Below are 20827 nucleotides of genomic sequence, written 5' to 3' on the forward strand. Positions count from 1 at the left end.
AAGGATAGCAACCCAAGGAGAGTCATGAAAATCGCAGTTTACGGCGCAACAGGCATGGTCGGAAGCCAGATCGTCAACGAATCCCTCACCCGCGGCCACGAAGTCACCGCGATCTCCCGCAAGGGCTCAGAGGTTGCTGGAGCGAAGGCTCTCGCCGCCGACCTCGCTGATGGCCAGAGCTTCGCGGAGATCGCCAAAGAGCACGACGCCGTCATCCTCGCCACCGGCCCGAGCCGCACCGGCGGAGACCACGGAGAATGGCTTGCGGCAATGGACACCGCCTACAGCAACGCCGAGGGCACGCGCCTCATGATCGTCGGCGGCGCAGGCACACTGGAGATCGACGGAGTCCGCCTCCTCGATTCGCCCGACTTCCCTGAGGTCTACAAGGCCGAGGCAACTACAGCGGCCGCAGCTTTCGCTGCCGTCAAGGAAGCTCCCGAGAGCCTCGATTGGACCGTACTCGCACCCGCGCCGGTCATCCAGCCAGGAGAGCGCACGGGAACGTACTCCACTGCCACGGATTCTCCCGCCGGCAACACCATCTCCACCCAGGACTACGCCGTCGCCATGTTGGACGAAATCGAAACTCCGGCCCACCGCCGCGCCCGGTTCACCGCAGCCAACTAACCCAACGCCCGCTCACATATGACGGCGCATTTCCCAACGCCCGCTCACATCTGAATGAACACGCGGATCGCTTGGATACCTATGTGAGCGAGCGTCCGGGATTTTGTCGACATATGTGAGCGAGCGTCGGGGGAGGTTAACTGCCCAAGCCGAGCCCGGGTATCTGCAGGCCGAACATGTCCTTCAGGGCATATTTAGCAGCGTGATACCCGGGCATTCCTGTTACTCCGGGGCCGGGGGGCGTTGAGGAGGAACACAGGTACACTCCTGGAATGGGCGTCCGCCATGGCACCGTTGAAAACACGGGACGCCGCAGCAATCCCCGAATGTCCATCAGTCCTGCGCTGAAGTCTCCACCAACATAGTTCGCGTTGTATTCCGCCAAGCCTGCCGCCGTCGTCGTTTTCCAGCCGATCACCACGTCGCGGAAGCCCGGCGCGAATTCCTCAATCCTGGAGATGACCGCCTCGGCCATGTCCACAGTCGATCCTTTGGGCACGTGGCAATAGGACCAGAGAATGTGCCGCCCGACGGGAGCGCGCCCGGGATCCACAATAGATGGCTGGGCAACAAGGACGTAGGGCTTCGTGGGATGTCGGCCGGCCGCTACCAGGTTCTCGGCCTCGGCCATGGCGTCACGCGTGCCACCTACGTGGACCGTCCCGGCGGCGGCCAGACCTGGAGCTGCCCAAGGCACCGGCCCGGAGAGGATGAAATCCACCTTGCACGCTGCATTCCCGAACCGGAATGCTTCCAGCGACCGCCGATAGCGGTCGGGAATCGCCGAACCGGCCATACGCAGCAGTCCCGGGGGAGCAACGTCCAACAGGATGGCCTTCGCGGGGCGCAGCTCTTCGAGGGAATCGATCTGAACGCCGGTCTCAATCACTCCGCCGTGGGCCTCGATGTCCCGGACCATGGCCTCCGCTATAGCGACAGAGCCACCAACGGGAATGGGCCACCCGCCGGCATGAGCCAACGCACCCAGAAGGAGTCCCGCCCCCGCGGCGGCGAGCGAAGGAAGCGGCCCCACAGCGTGCGCCGCGACCCCGGTCAGGAGTGCGGGAGCCGCTTCCCCGGAGAAGCGCCGGTTCCACCACGGCGAACCCTGCTCCAGGGTCGCCAACCCAAGTCGTAACGCCGCCACCGGATCGGCCGGGATCCTCAGCAGTTGGTTCTGCGTCACATCCAGGACCCCGCCCATGCGCTCCACCAGCGGTCCCATCAGGCGGGTAAACGCAGATCCGTCAGGCCCGAGTTCTGAAGCGGTCCGCTCCAGCGAGCGATACGCGAGGGCTGCCCTGCCGCCGTCGAGCGGAGTTCCGTATTGGATTTCCGGCAATCGCAGCTCCACGCGCCGCTCGAGTTCAAACTCCCGGAAGAAACGCGAAGCCAGCGCCATCGGATGGACCGCGGAACAGACATCGTAGACGTGCCCCGGTTCCAGCAGCTCAGCTGTCCGTGTTCCCCCACCGATCGTCTCGGCGGCCTCATACACCCGCACAGCCAGGCCCGCGCGGGCCATGACTACCGCGGCGGCCAAGCCGTTAGGTCCGGAGCCGACGACGGCGACCTCAGCCATCGCCTTCGGCCTCGCCGCGTGTAGAGGCCACTGAGTCGTGGGAAGGTTTGGGCGTATCGACCCCGGATTGCGCGTCGAGCACGGACTCAGCTTCCACGGCGTTCAAGGCATCGCGCCGCCAAGGCAGCACCGATGCCGCCGGGTTCTTGAGGTCTATCCGGAACCAATCCTCGGCGCCGTTGAACTCACCACCGTGGGGGTCGTCCACACCGTGGACTCGGAGGGGATCCAGGTGGGGTTCCCAGATGTCCCATGCAACCCTCAACATCAAATATGCCGTTGCGGCCATGTGTAGCGTGACGGCCATGACGTAGTACGGCATATCGATGTTGTTCTGCGCGGCCCCGCCGCTGGTCGTCTGGCCCAGATACATCCACGTGGCGGTCCAATGCAACGCCTCGGCCGCCTGCCAGAGCAGGAAATCACGCCAGCGGGGTCTGGCCAAAGCCAGCAATGGCACCAGCCAAAGGACATATTGGGGCGAATAGACCTTATTGCTCAGGATGAAAGCTGCCACTATCAGAAACGTCAACTGGGCCAGCCGCGGGCGCCGCGGCGCTGTCAAAGCCAATCCGGCAATCAAAACGCAGGCAATGAGGAACATGTCCATCGCCAGGGCATTGATGGCCTCCGGGCCAAGCTGGACCAGTTGAAGGCGTTCTGCGACGAGGTTGTAGGCGAACCACGGCGAGCTGTATCCAGCGGGGCGATCACGGGTGTAGTCGAAAAAGTAGCGCCAGCCGGCCGGGTTGACGACTGCGGCCGGGACATTGACTGCGAGCCAGGCTCCCGTGGCGGATAGGGTGGTCACAAACAAGACCCGCAGCCGGCCGCCGCGTAGCGCGAGTAGAAAGATTGCGCCCAGTATGAGCAGCGGATAGAGCTTGGTGGCTGTCCCCAAACCGATGAACAGACCGGCCAGGACGGGACGTTCCTTTGCGAAGAAGTACATCCCCACCGCGAGCATGGCCACGGCCCACATGTCCCAATTGATGACTCCGGCCAGCACGATCCCGGGCGCCAGGGCCACCATGGCAGCGTCCCACGGCCGGCGCCGATTGATGCGCGCGGTGGCCAGGACAACCACGATCCACATGGCCGCAATCAGGGTCGCGTTCACATCGAAATAGCCGAGGATCCGTTCGGGGCTGGCACCGTGCCCCGGTACGAGCCATGTAGTAACACCCGCAATCAGCCCCGTGATCACGGGATATTCGAACAGTGTTTTCTGATCGAAGATCGGAAACACGCCGTCCGCAAGGCCCCGGCTGCTGAAAAGTTCGGGGAAATCCGAGTAGCAGGTGGCGTAGAACTGTTGGGGAGTGTGCCAACCGTTGACGCGGCAATAGCCCTTGATCAAGATCGACAGGAGTGCCGCAACGATCGTGAGGATGATCAGGACCCGCTCAACGGTGAAGAATCCCGGGGAGATTGCCCCGGGGGAGGACCGCCCCCCGAGGGGTCCGCCGATCAACTCGGTGAAGTTCCTGAGCAAGGAATCACTACGGGTGGGAACCACAAAGCGGGCACGCTTTTCCTGGCTGTGCGGCTTCGTCTCCTGCATGGAATCGAGCTTACCTTCAGGCCCGGCGAACAGGTTCCGGCAAGCCGCGGCGGACGGCCCCGCGCCTGACTCCCGCATTAAGAGGCGGAAGCCCACGCATAGCCGCGTGGGCTTCCGAGGCGAACAGTCCGATGTGTGCCATCAGTCCCTCCTGTAATGCAGTGGTGGGGACACTCAGCGGATGATGCCCATTTGGTGCAGGACGACGTAGACGTCTTCCCGGCGTTGGTCCAGCAGTTGTCCGTTGAAAAGGGTCTTGTCTTTGACGACGGGCTTGCCGTTGAAGATCATCAGGTCCTTGAGGCGCTTGGCCAAGGGTTCACCTCCTTTCGCGTTGAAGAGAATTGCCGGAAGTCGGGCATGACAATTAAGCCCCCTGAATTCGAAGAAAGCAGCGGCAGAATTAGGCATGTGAATGCCGGGCAATGATGGGTGGATTAAGCGGATTTATCGAATGACCGTAAACAGTACCGAAGCATGGAGTTCCGGTAGGTGGTATCCAAGGGCAGCCGTCCCCAACAAGAAGCTGGTTCCGAACTATGAGGAAACTGCGCACCACGTCAATCGCGTGATACCGCTCAATGGCAGGCCCAAGCCGGAGCCTGATTGCACATTCAACCCCCCCAAATAATCAGGGGAGGGAGTACATCAGGGGGAGTTAGGCCGCAAAACGGCGTCGAGCAGCAAAGGCCGGGGTGCCAGCAACGGTCATCTTCCATCCGCTAGTCAAAGTAATCATTTTCCCAACCTCCTTTTCTGCCTTGGCACTACCGCAGCTGACTGACTGGGTAGTGCACGCCTCAATCCCGGCGGATCGCTCTGGGATCAAAAATAAAGTTACACCATGAATCGCGCTGTTGACCAGCCAATTACAAACAATTTAGAAATTAATTCTTCCTACAGTCCCCAGCGAAGAATGGCAGGCGTCCGCTTGTCCCAACCCAAAGTGCAAACTTTGGCTGTTCCCAGGACAAAGTGGCGGCCTTCCCGGGCATCCAATTCAAGCCAGCGGGCCGTGAGGATGCGGGAAAAATGCCCGTGGGCCACAATCAGGACGTTGTCCATTCCAGACTCGAGGACGCGTGCAATGATCTTGTCGGCACGGGCTGCCACGGAGTCGAGAGTCTCGCCGTTGGGAACGCCGTCGAACCAGATGAGGTAGTCCGGGTTGTCTTTGCGGATGAGGTCCGAGCTGATGCCTTCGTAGTCGCCGTAGTTCCACTCCACGGCGAGCGGTTCATGAACGGCGTCGGGGAAGCCCGCCAACTCCGCGGTACGCCGGGCCCGGCGCAGCGGCGATGTCAGGACCAGGTCGAAGTCGATGCCTTCCAAGATCTTACGGGCTTCCACCGCCTGCTGTTCGCCTTCCACCGTCAAGGGAAGGTCCGTCAAACCGGTGTATTGGCCGCTCTTGGACCATTCGGTCTCCCCGTGACGCATGATCCAGAGCTGTGGCCGGGAAGGCTTGGCTGCAGGGTTCACTTCAGGACTCCTCTGGTTCGGCGGTGCCTGCTTTGGCATCGACGGCTGGTTCCGATGAAAGTTCGACGGCGGACTCGGGTTGCCCGGCCCACCACGCCACGAGCTTGGACTCGGCATCCTCCTGGGACAGCGGACCGTTTTCCATGCGCTCCTCCAGGAGGAACTTATAGGCGCGGCCAACCACGGGCCCGGGCTTGAGTCCCAGCAAAGCCATGATCTGCGCTCCGTCCAAGTCCGGCCGGATGGCATTGAGCGATTCCTGTTCGGCCAGGACCTCAATCCGTTGCTCAAGGTCATCGTAGGCAAAGGAGAGCCGCTCCGCCTTGCGCTGGTTACGTGTGGTGACGTCGGACCGGGTGAGTCGGTGCAGGCGCTCCAACAAGGGGCCGGCGTCTGCCACGTATCGGCGGACCGCGGAATCGGTCCAGCCCGCGTCCCCATAGCCGTAGAAACGCATGTGAAGCTCTACAAGCCGCGCCACGGCCTTGATGGTGTCGTTGTCGAAGCGCAGGGCCTTCATGCGTTTTGCGGTCAGCTTGGAGCCGACCATGTCGTGGTGGCGGAAGCTCACCGCGCCGCCCGGTTCGAAACGGCGCGTCGCCGGCTTCCCGACGTCGTGCATCAGCGCGGCGAAGCGCAACACAAAGTCCGGGCCAGGCACCGGGCCGTCCGGGCCAGTCTCGAGCGACGCGGCCTGCTCCAGGACCTGCAGGGAGTGCTGGTAGACGTCCTTGTGCCGGTGGTGCTCATCGGCTTCAAGGCGCAGCGCAGAAACCTCGGGGAGAACGAATTCGGCCAGTCCGGTGTCCACGAGGAGGTCGATGCCCGCACGCGGGTGCGCACCGTTAACGAGCTTGACGAGCTCCTCGCGCACGCGTTCGGCGGAAATGATCTTGATCCGCTCGGCCATCCCGGACATGGCGAGGCGCACGTCGTCGTGCACTGCAACGCCGAGCTGCGCCGCGAAGCGGGCGGCGCGCATCATGCGGAGGGGATCGTCGGAAAATGACGATTCGGGTGCTCCCGGGGTGGCGAGGACCGAGGCATGGAGGTCGCGGACCCCGCCGAACGGATCCACGAGTTCCAGGGAGGGCAGCCGGAGCGCCATGGCGTTGATAGTGAAGTCGCGGCGTAGGAGGTCGTCCAGCAGCGAGGAGCCGAAAGCGACTGCAGGCTTGCGGGAATCGGCGTCGTAGGCCTCGGCCCGGTACGTCGTGATCTCAATCTGGAAGCCGGACTTCTTCATACCGATCGTTCCAAAGGCGCGGCCGATCTCCCAGAAATTGTCGGCCCACCTCTTGATGATGGAAAGTGTCTGGTCCGGAGTGGCGTCAGTGGTGAAATCCAGGTCCGGCGAGACGCGGCCGAGAAAAAGGTCCCGCACCGGGCCGCCAACCAGCGACAGTTCGAATCCAGCGTCCACAAACCGCTGCCCGAGGTCCAGGACCACTGGATCCATCTGGAAATTAACTGAAGAACTGTCCAATACTTGCGCCATAGTTCCTTAAGCTTGTCAGATTTCGCTGCGCCATCCCACCGGATCCTTGTCATTGCGCTGTGATTGCGTGGCGACGGCACCGGGATCACGGGCGAGCGCCATCCGTACGTCACCGCGAGTCCATGTCCCGGTCATCACCAACGGGCAAGAGTCGTTAGAGTGGACTTCATGGCCAACCCGATCCCGAGTGCTCCTGGCAGGAGGACGAACGCACCATTGCCGTCGGCAATTGGTGCCCACGTCGCGCCCGTCCCGCACCCGGCCCAGGCGGCCCTTCCGACGGTGGAGGAAGTCTCCGCAGGCGGCGTCGTTGTAGACACGTCCGACGGCGAACTAAGGGTTGCGATCATCGCCCGCCTTAATAGGGGTGGCCGGCTCGAGTGGTGCCTTCCGAAGGGGCATCCGGAGGGCAAGGAAAACAACGAAGAAGCAGCCGTGCGCGAGATTGCTGAGGAGACCGGGATCGAAGGCAACGTCCTCGCTCCCCTCGGCAGCATCGACTACTGGTTCACCGTGAGCGGGCACCGGGTCCACAAAACCGTGCACCATTTCCTCTTGCGCGCGACCGGTGGAGAGCTGACCATCGAGAACGATCCCGATCAAGAGGCCATCGATGCCGCCTGGGTTCCCCTCCAGGAATTGGCCCGCAAGCTGTCCTTTCCCAATGAGCGGCGTATCGCGGATCTTGCCCGGGAAGTCCTGCCCGAACACCTCTAACGCAGCCTTTTATACGGTCTTGACGCACTAGGCAGCCCGGCTCATGGGACGATAATGACAATGTCTGCCGCCAAAACAACCCAGTCAACCCAATCCGGAGAAACCCGTTCCAGCGCCGTCATGGCTGCCGGGACGCTCGTTTCACGGTTCCTCGGCTTCGCCAAAACCTGGATGCTTGGCGCCGCACTGGGCCTGGGATCGACGGTTAACGACACGTTCATCAACGCAAACAACCTGCCCAACCTGATCTTCCTCTTGGTGGCGGGCGGCGTGTTCAACGCCGTACTGGTCCCACAAATCATCAAAGCCAGCAAGGGCCCGGACCGCGGCGCGGACTACATCAGCCGGCTCCTGACGCTGGCGGTGCTGGTTCTCTTGGCGCTGACGGCGCTGGTCACACTGGCCGCGCCCATGGTTATCGACCTCACGACCCAGGGCTATTCACCCCAGCAGAAATCGCTGGCCGTAACCTTCGCGTTCTATTGCCTGCCGCAGATCTTCTTCTACGGTTTGTATGCGCTCCTGACCCAGGTCCTCAACGCCAACGGCGCCTTCGGGCCCGCCATGTGGGCGCCGATCCTAAACAATGTGGTGGCCATCGCTGGACTGGGGATGTTCATCTGGATCCTCGGCGCCAACATCACCAACCCCCACACTTTGGACAACTGGGGACCTTTCCAGACCTTCCTGATCGCGGGATTCTCGACCGTCGGCGTGATCGCGCAGACCGCCATACTCCTCGTCCCGGTGATCCGCCTGAGGCTCGGGCTCCGGCCGCGCTTCGGCTGGCGGGGCGTGGGACTGGGCAAGGCAGCAAAACTGAGCGTCTGGACGCTCCTGACCGCCGCCGTCGGGCAGCTCGCTTTCCTTTACGTCATGAGGATCGCCACGATTCCCGGCTCCGAGCGGCTCCGCCTGGCGCACGAAGGGGACCCTGCTGCCGCCACCCTCCCCGGTAACGCGGTCCTGGAAGTCGCCAGCCAGCTGTACTTGCTCCCGCACTCGATCATTGCGTTGTCGCTCGCCACGGTGCTGTTCAACCGGATGGCCCACGCCTCCCAAGCAGGCAACAAAGCCGAGCTCCGCGAAGCACTTTCGCACGGACTGCGGACCATGGCCGTCGCCACTGTCTTCGGGGCACTCGCCCTGTTCGCCCTCGCCGGACCGCTGGGCATGTTCTTCTCCGGCGGGAACCCCCAGGACGGCGTCATGCTCGCCCAGACGCTGACGATCCTCGCGCTGAGCACGCCGTTCATGAGCGCCAACTTCATGATGTCCCGGGTCTTCTACGCCAACGAAGACGCCCGGACCCCCTTCTACATCCAGCTCATTCTGGCCCTGCTCAACGTTGTGGGCGCGTTCATCATCCAGTTCCTGCCGGTGGGCCGGATCATCTTCGCGATCGCCGTCCTGTACATGCTTGGCAACATCCTTTCCGTGGTCATCAGCGTCTGGTTCCTGCGACGCCTCCTCGGCCATGTGGACGGCCCCCGGATCGCAAACTCGTATATTCGCATGGGCTACGCCGCCTTGGGATCGGCGATCGCAGGCGCCTTGGCCTTGTGGCTCCTGGGCAGCTATCACGCTGACGGCTTCGCCTGGAGCAGCAGGCTCGCCGCTTTGGTGACGGTGGTCGTCGTCGGGCCCGTCATGCTGCTTGCGTACCTGTTCCTACTGCGCGTCTTCCACGTCAGTGAGCTCCGCGATTTGCTCCGACCGGTGCTCGGCCGGCTCGGCCGGGGAGTTCCGGTCGCGAAGGCACCGTCCGCGGGCGGAAAGCAGCCCCCGACGGCGGTCCGCGCCACAGTATCCGACGACACCGGGCTCATTCCGCGTATCTCGGGCGAATTCGACGCAGCATCCTTCCGCGCCGGACCCGCCTTGCAAACCATCCCTTCCAAGGACGGGTGGGATGGCGGCCACGATCCTGACCACCTTGCCGATGGGGGCATTGCGGAAGGGAAAGATACAGTGGACGCTTGGTCCGACATCGAGAAGTCATATCTGCCGGATGAACACATCCCCAGCACCGCGCAAGGGGCCGCAGGCCGCCCAGGCATCCCGTTGCCTGGCCGCCGTACCTATCAGGGGACACCGGGAAACAACCCATATTTCCGCGGTGGACCCCGCCGCAAAAGGTGACGCATCCTCGCAAACCCGGAGCCGGAACGGCCCAATCAGCTAGGATCAGAAACTAATACAGGTAGTTGCAGACCACGGGTCACCCGGCTGGCCGGATCCCGTATTCAGGACCCGCAGCTTCCGGACAGTCATAGGAGGAACCCGTGTCCCACCCGATCGATGTCGGATCAGTGCTTGGCGGCCGCTACAAAGTCACAGCCACCGTGCTGACTTCGCACGACCAAGATCTGGTGCTCGACGGCGTGGACCAGGTCCTCAACAGACCTGTCAGCATCCTCGTGGCCGGCCCCGGAAACGCTGAGCAGGTCGCCAAAAGCGCCCGCGAGGTAGCCACTGGGGAACGGCCCGGCCATGTCCAGATCCTCGATCTCGGCGTGAGCGACAGCACCACGTACCTCATCACCAACCACAGCAGCGCTCCTGACCTACTGGATCTCGTAGTGGCCACCAACCCGCCCTACGTCGAACCGTTCTTCACGGACACTCTTGGCAGCGAGATCTTCGGCCAGGCAAGGTCCCACGAACCCGAGACCTACGACGGACTGTACGACGAAGAAGAGCACGACGCCGAGTACATCAGTTACGACGAGGTCGAGCCCCATCCCGCCGGCGATTCGTTGCAGGGTGCCCCGGCACCTGCGGACCCGCGCCGCCCGGTGGTTCCTCCCATGCCTGCTGCCCGGCCGACGTCGGCCCCTGGGGGCATCGGTTCCCGCATCGCTGCTGCGGCAGCGGGAGCAGGGGCGGCTGCCGCTGCGGCCGCAGCCGCCGTAAAGGGTAACGGAAGATCAACCAGCGACCACGGCGAAGCCGCACCTTCCGGGAGGGCCGGATCCGCTTCGGCCGCCGAGTCGAGCCGGACCGCTCCCCAGCAAATCCAAGAGGCACCCGCCACGCAGGCTGTTCCGGCGTCCACCCCTCCGGCGCCTACCTCCGCGAACCCCGCCCAGGAATCCAAGGTCTCTCTCTGGTCCGAAGACGACTACGGCTTTGTTACCGACGACGCCGGCTCCCGAGGTGCGGGCGCTTCTCGCGATGCGGCCGCAGCTACCGGGGGATACAGCCGAGGAGCATCGAGCTTCCCCTCGACGGCGCGCGAGCAGGCAGAGCCCCTCGACGAGGACGAATACTACGACGAAGAGCCAGTCCGCGAGCCCCGTTCCTTCCGTTGGCTCGTGGGTGGGGTCCTTGCCGCCGTCTTGATCGTGGGTTTGGTTCTGGCTGTCACCAATCTCGGCAACCTCATCCCCGGCGGGACTCCGGCAGCCAAGCAGACCTCCACAGCTTCTCAAACGGTAACCGGACAGCCGAGTAGCAGTGCATCAGCAGCAGCGCCGGTCGCAGCGCCGCCGGTCATTGATGGAGTCACCCGCATGGGCGATTTCGAATTCGCCGCGAGCTACGACAAAGACCTGGTCAAGGCTTACGACGGCAACGCCGCGAGTTACTGGTCGGACATGGAGTTCGCCACCGCGGACTGGGGCGGCCTGGCACCTGATGGGGTTTCGCTGCTCGTCAAGCTCAAGGCACCCTCACAAGTAACGTCCGTCACCTTGAGTCAATTAGGCGCATCCGGTGGAAACATCAACGTTTACACTAACGACCGTCCGGCCATGGACGGCGCCAAATTGGTGGGCACCAACAGCTTCACGTCACCGGAGCTCACCATGCCGCTCAGTTCCCCTGTAACGGCGCAGTACGTAATCATCTCCATCAAATCCCTGCCCAAGCTGACCGCGCCCAAGACACGCTACGGGTTCGGCCTCCGCCTTGCGGAGATCAAGGTCCAGTAGTGGACGGCGGAAGGCCTGCGCTGCCGGACGGTACCCTGAATGGTGGCGGATATTAGGGTCCCCGGGAACATCGGAATATTCGGCGCCGCCACAAGGTTGTGCCATGTGGCCGGCCGCAAGGATCCGGTGCATCGACTAAGGAAGAGGTTCACCCACCAGTGAGCAACGCAGAAAACACCGCGTCCAACGTACGTGATGTCATCATCGTAGGCTCAGGGCCTGCCGGTTACACAGCGGCCGTCTACACGGCGCGCGCCAACATGAAGCCGCTGCTCATCGCCGGTTCCGTGACTGCCGGTGGCGAACTGATGAACACAACGGACGTCGAGAACTACCCCGGTTTCCCCGACGGCGTCATGGGACCTGATCTCATGGAGAACTTCGAAAAGCAGGCGGCACGCTTTGGGACTGAGATTCAGTTCGAGGACGTCACTGAACTGGACCTCGACGGCGACATTAAGTCCGTGACGATCGGCACGGGGGAGACCTTCAAGGCACGCGCCATCATTCTTTCCACGGGTTCCGCATACCGCGAGCTCGGCCTGGCGAATGAAAAGCGTCTTTCCGGACACGGCGTGAGCTGGTGTGCAACCTGTGACGGTTTCTTCTTCAAGGACCAGGACATCGCAGTGATCGGCGGCGGGGACTCTGCAATGGAGGAAGCACTTTTCCTCACCAAGTTCGCCAAGTCCGTCACCGTGGTACACCGCCGCGACGCCCTCAAGGCTTCAAAAATCATGGGTGACCGTGCGCAGGCCCACGAGAAGATCAATTTCGTGTGGAACACCGCCGTCGAGGACGTCATCGGTGGGGACAAGGTGACCGGCTTGAAGCTGAAGAACCTCGTCGACGGCACCGAGTCCGAACTCGCCGTCACCGGCGTTTTCGTGGCCATTGGCAACGATCCCCGCACGGAACTCGTAAAGGGAAAGCTGGAGCTCGCCCCTGAAGGCACCATCGCCGTCGACGGCCGCAGCTCCAAGACCAGCATCAAGGGCGTCTTCGCCGCCGGCGACGTCGTGGACCCCACCTACCGCCAGGCCATCACGGCAGCTGGTTCGGGTTGCGTCGCGGCTTTGGACGTCGAGCACTATCTTGCAGACCTGCACGCCTAATCGGCACGGCAGCCATCCATTCGAAGGGAAAGAATTATGAGCAACGCTAAAAACGTTACCGACGCCAGTTTCAGCACCGACGTCCTGGCCGCTGAAAAGCCGGTCATTGTGGACTTCTGGGCGGAGTGGTGCGGCCCGTGCCGCAAGTTGGGTCCCATCCTCGACGAAATCTCGGTTGAGTACGGAGACAAGGTTGACGTCGTCAAGCTGAATGTCGACGACAACCCAGCGATCGCCGCTGAATACGGCATCACGTCTATTCCGGCGGTTTACCTCTTCAGTGGGGGAGAAGTGAAGAGCACAGTTATCGGCGCCAAGCCGAAGCAGTTCTTCGAAAAGGAATTTGAATCCGTACTGTCCTAGGACGTCGGGCGCCCCTTTAGCGGTCGCTTCTGATTCGGCCGGTGGCCCTCGCTCTTGAGCGAGGGCCACCGGCTTTTTCGTGCCTTCGGTATGCGGTCTCGGGGTTCGTGGTCTCGCGACTGGCGGTGCTGGTGTGAATGTTGGTAGGCCGATGCAAGCGCTGTTGCTGCTCGTGGACTGACGATGTCTCAAGTGAACCATTTTCAATTTCAAAATAGATATTTTTCCGGGGAACGCCCAGGACTGGCGTGAAATCTGTTGTGCGACTGGAGTCGAGCTCGGATAAGGGCGATTTCCGGCAGGACTGGCATGGATCAAAGACTAACGACAAGTACGCTGTCGATTCTTCTGAGTCGTCCGTTGATGTCGGGGTATCCGCGCTGTTGCAGCGTTTATGCTTTAGTGCCAACGACGAGGTATTCGAGTGGGCTGTTTCACGTGAAACAATTCTGTCTCTTCGTGGAGTGCCGCGCCTCTGAATTTTCGAATTCGGTACGCAGTAGAACCTCGCATGCGCTCAGCGTTCGCATTGTTTCACGTGAAACATGGCTAACCGTTCGAGAGCCATCGACACGCACTTTAGTGTTCGAATTCGGTACGGGCAAAGAACGCGAGAGTTGGCATTCGTAAGGTTTCACGTGGAACCGTAAGTCACTGCTCGTTGTAAGGGGCTACAGGCACTGGCCGACCTGCCTGTTGACGGTGGTGTCGTGTCCAACTTACCCTGAATTCCCGACCCCTCGAACCCTGCGATCGCACCTTCTTGCAAGCTCCGGGACACCCCTAGGCAATGGGACCTATCCCGGGTCATCCTTCACTGATAGTTGGGGGAGTCTTGCGGAAACCCTTCCGAGCTCCATGTTTCACGTGAAACATGGTGACGGCCCGACCTTCTTGTCACATCCTCATCGGCCAGGACACGCTACGACCTCGCGCGCGTCCTTCGCGACGGACCAACACCGGCAGGCCCACGCGCGGTGTCTCGCACTCAGCTTAAGAGGCGAGAATCATCACACGCACGATTCGAGTCCATCGAATAGAGTTCGCTACGTCTCGCCACAGTCATCAACAATTGATTTGAGTTGATTCACCAGTGTCAGTCATCTTCCGGACTCCGGAACTCGGTCCGTCATCTATACAGAGACGTCGGTACCTTACGGTGGCAGTTGGACACTCCGGATATCGACAGAGCAGATAAAAGCCCTAGGACAGGGTTCTCAGCGAGGCTGAGCCGTCCGCGGCTCTACAGCAAGATGCGAGTCCCACTATTTGGCCTCTCGATCCCTATTGAGTCTTACGGGCCGGGGCTGCGCAGACACATCAGGCCCGGTAGCCCCAAGCGAGTGACGATTGCCTTGCCTCGCAACCACACGCGCTAGGTTGCCGCATGCCTGAAACGGCGGCCTCACGCACTTCTGGCGCACAGCGCGGATTGTGGGGCCAGCGAGATTCGAAGCAGACGCCTTTAGCTCAGCTCCTGGGAACAGAGCCAGCAATCAGCGATGGCACGGCACAGAGATACCAGTACTCGATTCGCCCACTCCACGGCGGCGACCGGAAGAGAGCCAAGCCTCCTCGGCTTCCAATTCTCTGAGCGCGGCGACTGAATCGCGATTGACGGCGCGAATAGGGTCTGATGGTGGCGGTCGAGGCCTCAAATGCTGCGCTCGATAGGCAGGTCATATTCTCGAACCATCAAGCGGTTCCGCCCGAATAGGTCCAGGCCGGGCCTTCATGAACACAAAGACACAGCGTCTATCCATAACTCCCGCACCCTGCATTAGCTTGGAGCCGGGTCCAGGACGGCCTCGGACGCCGTTCTACACACCGATGAACCTGGCCAAGTAGTCTGAGCCTGAGCCAAGGTGTTGTGGCCGGCGCCCACCTTTTTCCGATCGACCTACAGCCGCGGGGTTCGACGCACCCTTCTCCTAACTCTCACCACTGACCCGGCGTCACGAAGCGATACACGTAGCAGCGGCGGCTTCGCCGGACGATCACCCGGACGCGAAAAGACAAGTCGCGCTGAATCAGCCACCGCCGGGCAGCCTCGATCAGCCTACGCAAGCCTGCACTGTCCGGCGGTGGAAAGTGCTGGCGCTAGAAGCTTCGAACGCGGGAGGGTTGGGCGTGGCAGGGGGTGATCGGACTTCCCGGTTTGGTCAGAAGCGCAAGCTATCTGCATGATGGCAGACGAGTTCGTATTGCCGGGGCGGGAGGCCGAGGATTCGAACGGCTGAACATCGGTCGGTGATTCCCATTGCCGAGGGTTCTAGCTTCCCGTGGGACTGCGGCTCGCTCGCAGGTTTTGGGCTCAATGTCCTGCCTTAAGCTCGCCCTATGCCGGCGTCCGCGGCTGAAGAATCGTTTGAGAGCCGCAAGCGGCTCTTCACTGATTCTGCGGATCGGGCACCTGGTCAGGGGCATACCCACGTCATGAATGAACTGCCCTCAACGTAAGAGAGCGTGCGATCCGCTGGATGCGAGCACTGCAGCCACGTAGTCGTCACCGCTGCTTCCGCCTCGTTGTGTATTTACGCCGTGCCGATGGGCAGTCGCGACGCAGCGATGCCATCAGCCTGGAGTATGTGCCAGTCATCGCCGCCAGTTGTTTCACGTGAAACATGCCATGATCATGGTGCCCAGACTTGCTCACGCTGGGCCCGAGAGCCAGTCAGAGTCCGGAGACTGCTGACCGAGATGCGGGCGCTAGTGCACAACATCAGCCCGGTCTTCCACACCAGACGCTTCGAGGCTGCGAAGGATATCCACCGACGGGTCCAAAGTTATGCACATAGTTATCCACAGCGATATCCACGGCCGGACAGAGTCAGTCCGAGTAGCTCTCCCCGCCCGGTAAGAGACGCGATCAGCGTGAACCGATTCGACGCGCCCCCTCCCACATAGAACCAGGTTTAGCCTGCGCCAGAAATCGGCGCGAAACCCGGGAATTGGCCGAAATTAGGACAATTTTCAGTGAAAATGGGCAGTTCGAGAATGATGGTTCTGTTTCACGTGAAACAGAACCATCGAAAAGCACGAACACGGCTCGAGTATCTCTACCGCCCGGAGAGAGACACGCTGAGTGCACACCCCCGGCCCCTCAACCGCGCCAACTTATCAACAAAGTTATCCACAGGGATATCCACCGCTGCTTTCGGAGTTTTCAACAGATCCTCGACCGGGTCAAGAAGGTGTGGGTATCGCGCGAGCGGAGTACACTTTCTCCTTCGCCTGCCTAGAAGGCCCTTACGCCGCGCCTCGGTTTCGCGCGACCGTCACCGTCCGGGACCGTCGATAGTTCCAACGCGCCTGCCGCGACGCTGCGTCTCGCGTAGTCTCAATGCTCCGACTATGACCCCAGCTAGAGCCTCATCCTTCTACCTCCGAGCCCCTCGAAACTCGGATACCGACGTGAACAAGCAGGGGTTCGCCCGCCGAGTTTGCGCAAGGCATTCAGCAGATGCGTCCCCGGATTCGCCCAAGCACGAGCGTCGCAGCGCCGGGCCAAATCCGTACGCGCCACGGACTGCGGTGTTGATGTCAATCTTCCTACGAGTGCTTTGCCACGCAGCTAGTCTAGGGTCAGTCACATCCCACGGACCGGCAAGCGAGACAAAGTGCACTAGCAGTGGAGGCGCCGCGACACGAGTGACGGTAGGGCTGCTCAAAGCTCGGGGGAGATCCTGGCATGGCGCACTTGAGGGCTACGGTGGTGCCACCGTTTCATCCCAACGACCACCACGACTGGCATCAAGGACGCACCTGACCTGTCCGACTGCTGGCGTGGGCACCAGTCTCGGCTCCAGTATTGACAACGCCAGACACAGACCCAGAGCCGCCAGCGACTACAGGCGGGCTGCACTCACTGTGTCTTGCCCCGCTGGCACTACTGAGCACTGACTCCCGGGCCCAGCCGTCGAAATCTGGGCGAAGAATCTCCCTACGGGTCGGGACAATCATGATGAATCTAAGGCCCGTCCCTGCATCGAGGATGTAGCAACGGTGGCGGACGGATCTGGCCTGAACCAGGCTCATCAGTCCCAGCAGAAGCGTAAGAGGCTCATGGAACGCTTAGTTTCTGTCGGGCTCGTGGTCAAAGGCAACCGGGGAGCGGTCTCCGGCTACAGGCACTCCCCGCCGCAGAGATCAGCGTCCTAAGGGGGTTCGGTCGCGGCCACCTCACGCCCCTGACACTTCCCACCATCCAGCGTCAGCCTGCGGGTATCCGCAGTCCCAAGCCCCCAGAACGACGTCTAACGCTGCAACCAGTCGTGTGCGTCCACAGCAGCAGCGATTCCGAGCACCGGCTAACGCCCGGCGCGAGCAGACAGGTGGTTGGACATCGTCTCACGCTGAAGCCAATTCGCCTCAAAAGACTCGTCGCAAGTTCGATTGTCAGTGTCCGACCTGGCCGCGAGGCGTGCTTCCTGCCGCGCGCATCGATCTACTCTTGACACTGAAACAGGAAGCTTCCTCCAGTGTCTCCAACCGAAGTCGCCGCGTTCATTTGGGCATCCTTATGGTTGCGGCCGAAAGCCTGGAATCCCCTTCTAGACGGTGAGTGGACACAGGGAAGCCGAGAGGCTTTCAACCTCCGAGCCCTCTCGTTGACCCGAGTCGTTGTTCATTCAGGACGTACTGCGAGTCAACTACCAATTAGCGGGCACGTACCAGTGAACTGATCCCGGACCGGGCTGGAGCGGTCTGTTTCACGTGAAACAGACCGCCAGGAGAGTCCGGCCCCGACTGACGGGCGGCCTGACTCACGTATCCCCGCGCTATCCGAGCTGCGCTCGTCGGTCCCTGGTCAGCCGGGCAACTGTTTCACGTGAAACATCCGGCACCTCATTGCACACAGGAGGCACTGACTTCATATGCCCAACATGCTCGGACCGTCGTGCCGACATTGTCTGAAGTTGATGCGCAAGGTCTTGAGCTGTGCGGGCGAGATTAGCGAGTTGGGCGTTCTCCAGATCTTGCCCTCAAAATCATCCTTCCGCGGCAAGACACAGAAGTGGGGAGTGGAACTATTCCGGATGCCGAGAACCGGATCAACCAAGGACGCCTGAGTACTGCATCGACCAGGAAGAATCGAGCGAGACCCCGAAGTGCGTAGGAGATCCCGGCGAAGGGCCATTGAAAGGAGCGAGCCCTGTTGTTTCACGTGAAACGCGAAGACCTGTGCCCGCAAAGGAAGCTGGCCGCCAGAGTCCGACGCCCAGGGGATCGAAGTCGTCTGCTACGCCGGCATATTCCAGCCAGCTCGAAATACGGCCGATCGTCTCACGTGAAACACACTAATGGCTCAGCGATGCGTCGATCGCCCAGGTCTGCCGGCCCTCCAACCATGGGAGAGTGGCCTCAACCGGGCCACACGAACCGTACAAGCAAGCGATCGCAGATGGCCACGACCCATGCCAACCCTGGGAGGCTCCACCCGGCGGACTCCCTGAGCGATCAAGGTGGTTATGGGGACAACTGGGTTCTTACGAGCCAAGAGCAACCATTAAATGAAAATGGAGCCTGCCTCACTAGAAGCAAACTCCAGTTTCGTAGAAATTGAACGCCTAGCCTTCATCCCCGGGGGACAGAACATCCATGATGCGGTTCAAATCTTCAACACTGGCAAACTCAATGCTGACTCGACCCTTTCGTGCACCCAGGGTGATCTTCACGTTGGTGTCCAGTCGATCGGAAAGAGAAGACGCAAGGTAGTCGAGGCGCTCGTGGCGAGCATTGGGGCGCGGAATACTGTTCTTCGGGGGCACCGTAGGATCCTGGTACAACGCCACCGCTTCCTCAGTGGCCCGTACCGACATTCCTTCGGAAACAATCTTCTGCGCGAGACGCTCCATCGCGGCCGCATCCGGGAGAGCCAGCAATGCACGAGCGTGGCCGGCCGACAGCACGCTGGCCGCAACCCGTCGCTGCACCAGCGGAGGAAGTTTCAGGAGACGAAGAGTGTTGGACACCTGCGGCCGCGAACGTCCGATCCGATCGGCCAACTGTTCATGGGTGGTACCGAAGTCCTCCAGGAGCTGCTGGTAGGCGGCCGCTTCTTCCAGGGGGTTCAGTTGACTGCGGTGGAGGTTCTCCAGCAAAGCATCGCGGAGGAGGGCGTCATCATTGGTATCGCGGACAATCGCCGGGATAGTTTCGAGCCCGGCGGCCTGTACAGCCCTCCAGCGCCGTTCACCCATTACCAGTTCGTACGGTTCTCCACCCTTTTCGGTTGAAGTACGTACAACAATTGGCTGGAGGACGCCTATTTCCTTGACGGAATGAACCAGCTCCGCCATGTCGTCCTCATCGAAGACGCTACGCGGTTGCTTGCGGTTGGGATGAATGTCCCCGACGGGGATTTCGGCAAAACGCGCCCCGGGAACTTCGACTAGCTGAACCTCGCGCGCTTCCGCGGGAAGCGACTCAGAAACAACGTCGGCGGGCTCAGACGCGGTCGGTTCTTCACGAGAGCTGACATTCGCGGCGGGCGACTTCGCCGCAGGAGTCTTTGCCGCCGTCGTGCTCTTGGACGAAGATCCCCGCGAGGGGGAGCTCTTCGCTACTTCGGTTTCAGGAACCTCAGGCGTGTCCACCGTCTCCACGGCTTTGCGCGCCTCAGGGAAGAAAAGGTCCACAGGGCGGGAAGTCGGAACGCCATTGCCCGATGCACCGGCCGAAGCGGAGCTGGGAATGAGAGCCCCAAGACCCCTACCCAGGCCTCGTCGCTTTTCGCTCATTAGTATGTCCCTCCGGTGGAATGGCAAGAATAGAGCCCGCCAAGGATATTGCAGTGATTAAGGAAGTCTAGCGCTCGGCGATTTCCGCGGCGGCTTCCATGTAGGACAACGCGCCGCTGGATGAGGGATCGTAGGTCATTACCGTCTGTTGGTAGCTCGGAGCTTCCGAGATGCGTACGGAGCGGGGAACCACGGCGCCGAGGACCTGGTCCGGGAAATGTTGACGGACCTCGGAAGCCACCTGTGCGGCGAGATTCGTGCGGCCGTCGTACATGGTGAGGAGAATGGTGGAAACGACCAGATCAGCATTGAGGTGCTTCTGGATCATTTCGATGTTCTTGAGGAGCTGGCTTAGGCCTTCCAATGCGTAGTACTCACATTGGATCGGGATGAGTACCTCGCTTGCCGCGCAGAATGCGTTGACGGTAAGCAGGCCCAGGCTGGGCGGGCAGTCGATGAAGATGAAGTCCAGGCGAGCTTCAGCGTTCTTCGCGCGTTCCTTCGAATACACATCGATTGCGCGGCGCAGGCGCTGCTCGCGTGCCACGAGGGAGACCAGTTCAATCTCAGCGCCCGCGAGGTGAATGGTGGCCGGCGCGCAGATGAGATTGGGAATATCAGGGCAAGGTGCCACAACGTCACGCAGTGGAAGGTCGTTGATCAGCACATCGTAGATACTGTCGACGTCGGCGTGGTGTTCAATACCAAGAGCGGTGGACGCGTTTCCTTGGGGATCGATGTCGATCACCAGGACATTGAGTCCCGCGGAAGCCAAGGCGGCCGCAATATTGACAGTCGTGGTGGTCTTTCCGACGCCGCCTTTTTGATTGGACACGGTAAAAATACGGGTCTTTTCCGGCTTGGGAAGCTCGCGTCCCACCAACCGCTCGCGGCGTCGGGTCTCGTTGGCGAGCTGGCGCGCAATGGGGCTGGAGTCGTCGATGGAGTCCATGACGTTGTCGTGTCCGACGATCAAGGTTTCACGTGAAACAGCGGCGTTCGCAACCGAATTGGTACGCATCAGCGCAGACTCAAAGGACGCCGAGGGTGCAGCCATGGCCCGAGCCGACCCCAAGGAAATAAATGGCGGGATCCGCTGGGTGGAGGTTTCGCTACTGCCCACTGTCACACTCTCACTCTCATTCGGCTCTAGCTGCCGTTCTCTAGCTTAACCGCTCAGTTGCGGACACGCGGGACA

General features: G+C 61.4%; 13 protein-coding genes. 6 read left to right on the top strand and 7 right to left on the bottom strand.

Features of this window, described 5'->3' with window-relative positions:
* Window positions 1–24 precede the first annotated feature (24 nt).
* The gene (locus AB4074_RS05000) at window positions 25–630 is read left to right on the top strand and encodes an NAD(P)-dependent oxidoreductase (RefSeq protein WP_441412378.1); all 606 of its coding nucleotides are present in this window, start codon (window positions 25–27) and stop codon (window positions 628–630) included.
* A gap of 136 nt (window positions 631–766) precedes the next feature.
* Here AB4074_RS05000 and AB4074_RS05005 read toward each other — a convergent pair whose 3' ends face one another.
* The 5 genes from AB4074_RS05005 to AB4074_RS05025 form a co-directional block, all read right to left on the bottom strand.
* The gene (locus tag AB4074_RS05005; RefSeq protein ID WP_441412379.1) at window positions 767–2212 is read right to left on the bottom strand and encodes a phytoene desaturase family protein; all 1446 of its coding nucleotides are present in this window, start codon (window positions 2210–2212) and stop codon (window positions 767–769) included.
* Window positions 2205–3776, bottom strand: coding sequence for a glycosyltransferase family 87 protein (locus tag AB4074_RS05010; RefSeq protein ID WP_441412380.1), 1572 nt, complete (start codon window positions 3774–3776; stop codon window positions 2205–2207). The genes AB4074_RS05005 and AB4074_RS05010 overlap by 8 nt, the downstream gene beginning before the upstream one ends.
* 174 nt (window positions 3777–3950) lie before the next feature.
* Window positions 3951–4091 carry a hypothetical protein gene (locus AB4074_RS05015; RefSeq protein WP_441412381.1) on the bottom strand — a complete coding sequence of 47 codons (141 nt, stop codon included), beginning with the start codon at window positions 4089–4091 and terminating at the stop codon, window positions 3951–3953.
* A gap of 582 nt (window positions 4092–4673) precedes the next feature.
* Window positions 4674–5258, bottom strand: coding sequence for a histidine phosphatase family protein (locus AB4074_RS05020; RefSeq protein WP_059388855.1), 585 nt, complete (start codon window positions 5256–5258; stop codon window positions 4674–4676).
* Window position 5259: 1 nt separating this feature from the next.
* Window positions 5260–6756 (bottom strand): CCA tRNA nucleotidyltransferase, encoded by a 1497-nt coding sequence (locus AB4074_RS05025; protein WP_441412382.1) that lies wholly within the window; start codon window positions 6754–6756, stop codon window positions 5260–5262.
* A 216-nt stretch (window positions 6757–6972) separates the two neighbouring features.
* Here AB4074_RS05025 and AB4074_RS05030 point away from each other — a divergent pair, with 216 nt between their 5' ends.
* The 5 genes from AB4074_RS05030 to trxA all read left to right on the top strand — a co-directional run bounded on the left by AB4074_RS05030 (window position 6973) and on the right by trxA (window position 12886).
* Entirely contained in the window at window positions 6973–7473 is a 501-nt protein-coding gene (locus AB4074_RS05030) for an NUDIX hydrolase (protein WP_345448356.1), read from the top strand.
* A gap of 60 nt (window positions 7474–7533) precedes the next feature.
* Window positions 7534–9615 (top strand): murein biosynthesis integral membrane protein MurJ, encoded by a 2082-nt coding sequence (gene murJ, locus AB4074_RS05035; RefSeq protein ID WP_441412383.1) that lies wholly within the window; start codon window positions 7534–7536, stop codon window positions 9613–9615.
* A 143-nt stretch (window positions 9616–9758) separates the two neighbouring features.
* Complete coding sequence (locus tag AB4074_RS05040) at window positions 9759–11408, top strand: ABC transporter substrate-binding protein (protein ID WP_441412384.1); 1650 nt, start codon at window positions 9759–9761, stop codon at window positions 11406–11408.
* A gap of 158 nt (window positions 11409–11566) precedes the next feature.
* Complete coding sequence (trxB, locus tag AB4074_RS05045; RefSeq protein WP_441412385.1) at window positions 11567–12523, top strand: thioredoxin-disulfide reductase; 957 nt, start codon at window positions 11567–11569, stop codon at window positions 12521–12523.
* Between the two features lie 36 nt (window positions 12524–12559).
* The gene (gene trxA / locus AB4074_RS05050) at window positions 12560–12886 is read left to right on the top strand and encodes a thioredoxin (protein ID WP_078107075.1); all 327 of its coding nucleotides are present in this window, start codon (window positions 12560–12562) and stop codon (window positions 12884–12886) included.
* Between the two features lie 5570 nt (window positions 12887–18456).
* On the opposite strand, the gene AB4074_RS05055 is transcribed toward trxA, so the two are convergent.
* Both AB4074_RS05055 and AB4074_RS05060 read right to left on the bottom strand, forming a co-directional pair.
* Window positions 18457–19629, bottom strand: coding sequence for a ParB/RepB/Spo0J family partition protein (locus tag AB4074_RS05055; RefSeq protein ID WP_441412386.1), 1173 nt, complete (start codon window positions 19627–19629; stop codon window positions 18457–18459).
* A 67-nt stretch (window positions 19630–19696) separates the two neighbouring features.
* Window positions 19697–20752, bottom strand: coding sequence for a ParA family protein (locus AB4074_RS05060; protein WP_441412387.1), 1056 nt, complete (start codon window positions 20750–20752; stop codon window positions 19697–19699).
* Window positions 20753–20827: the final 75 nt, after the last annotated feature.

The organism is Arthrobacter sp. 2MCAF14, from assembly GCF_052115645.1.
Classification (GTDB): Bacteria; Actinomycetota; Actinomycetes; order Actinomycetales; family Micrococcaceae; genus Arthrobacter.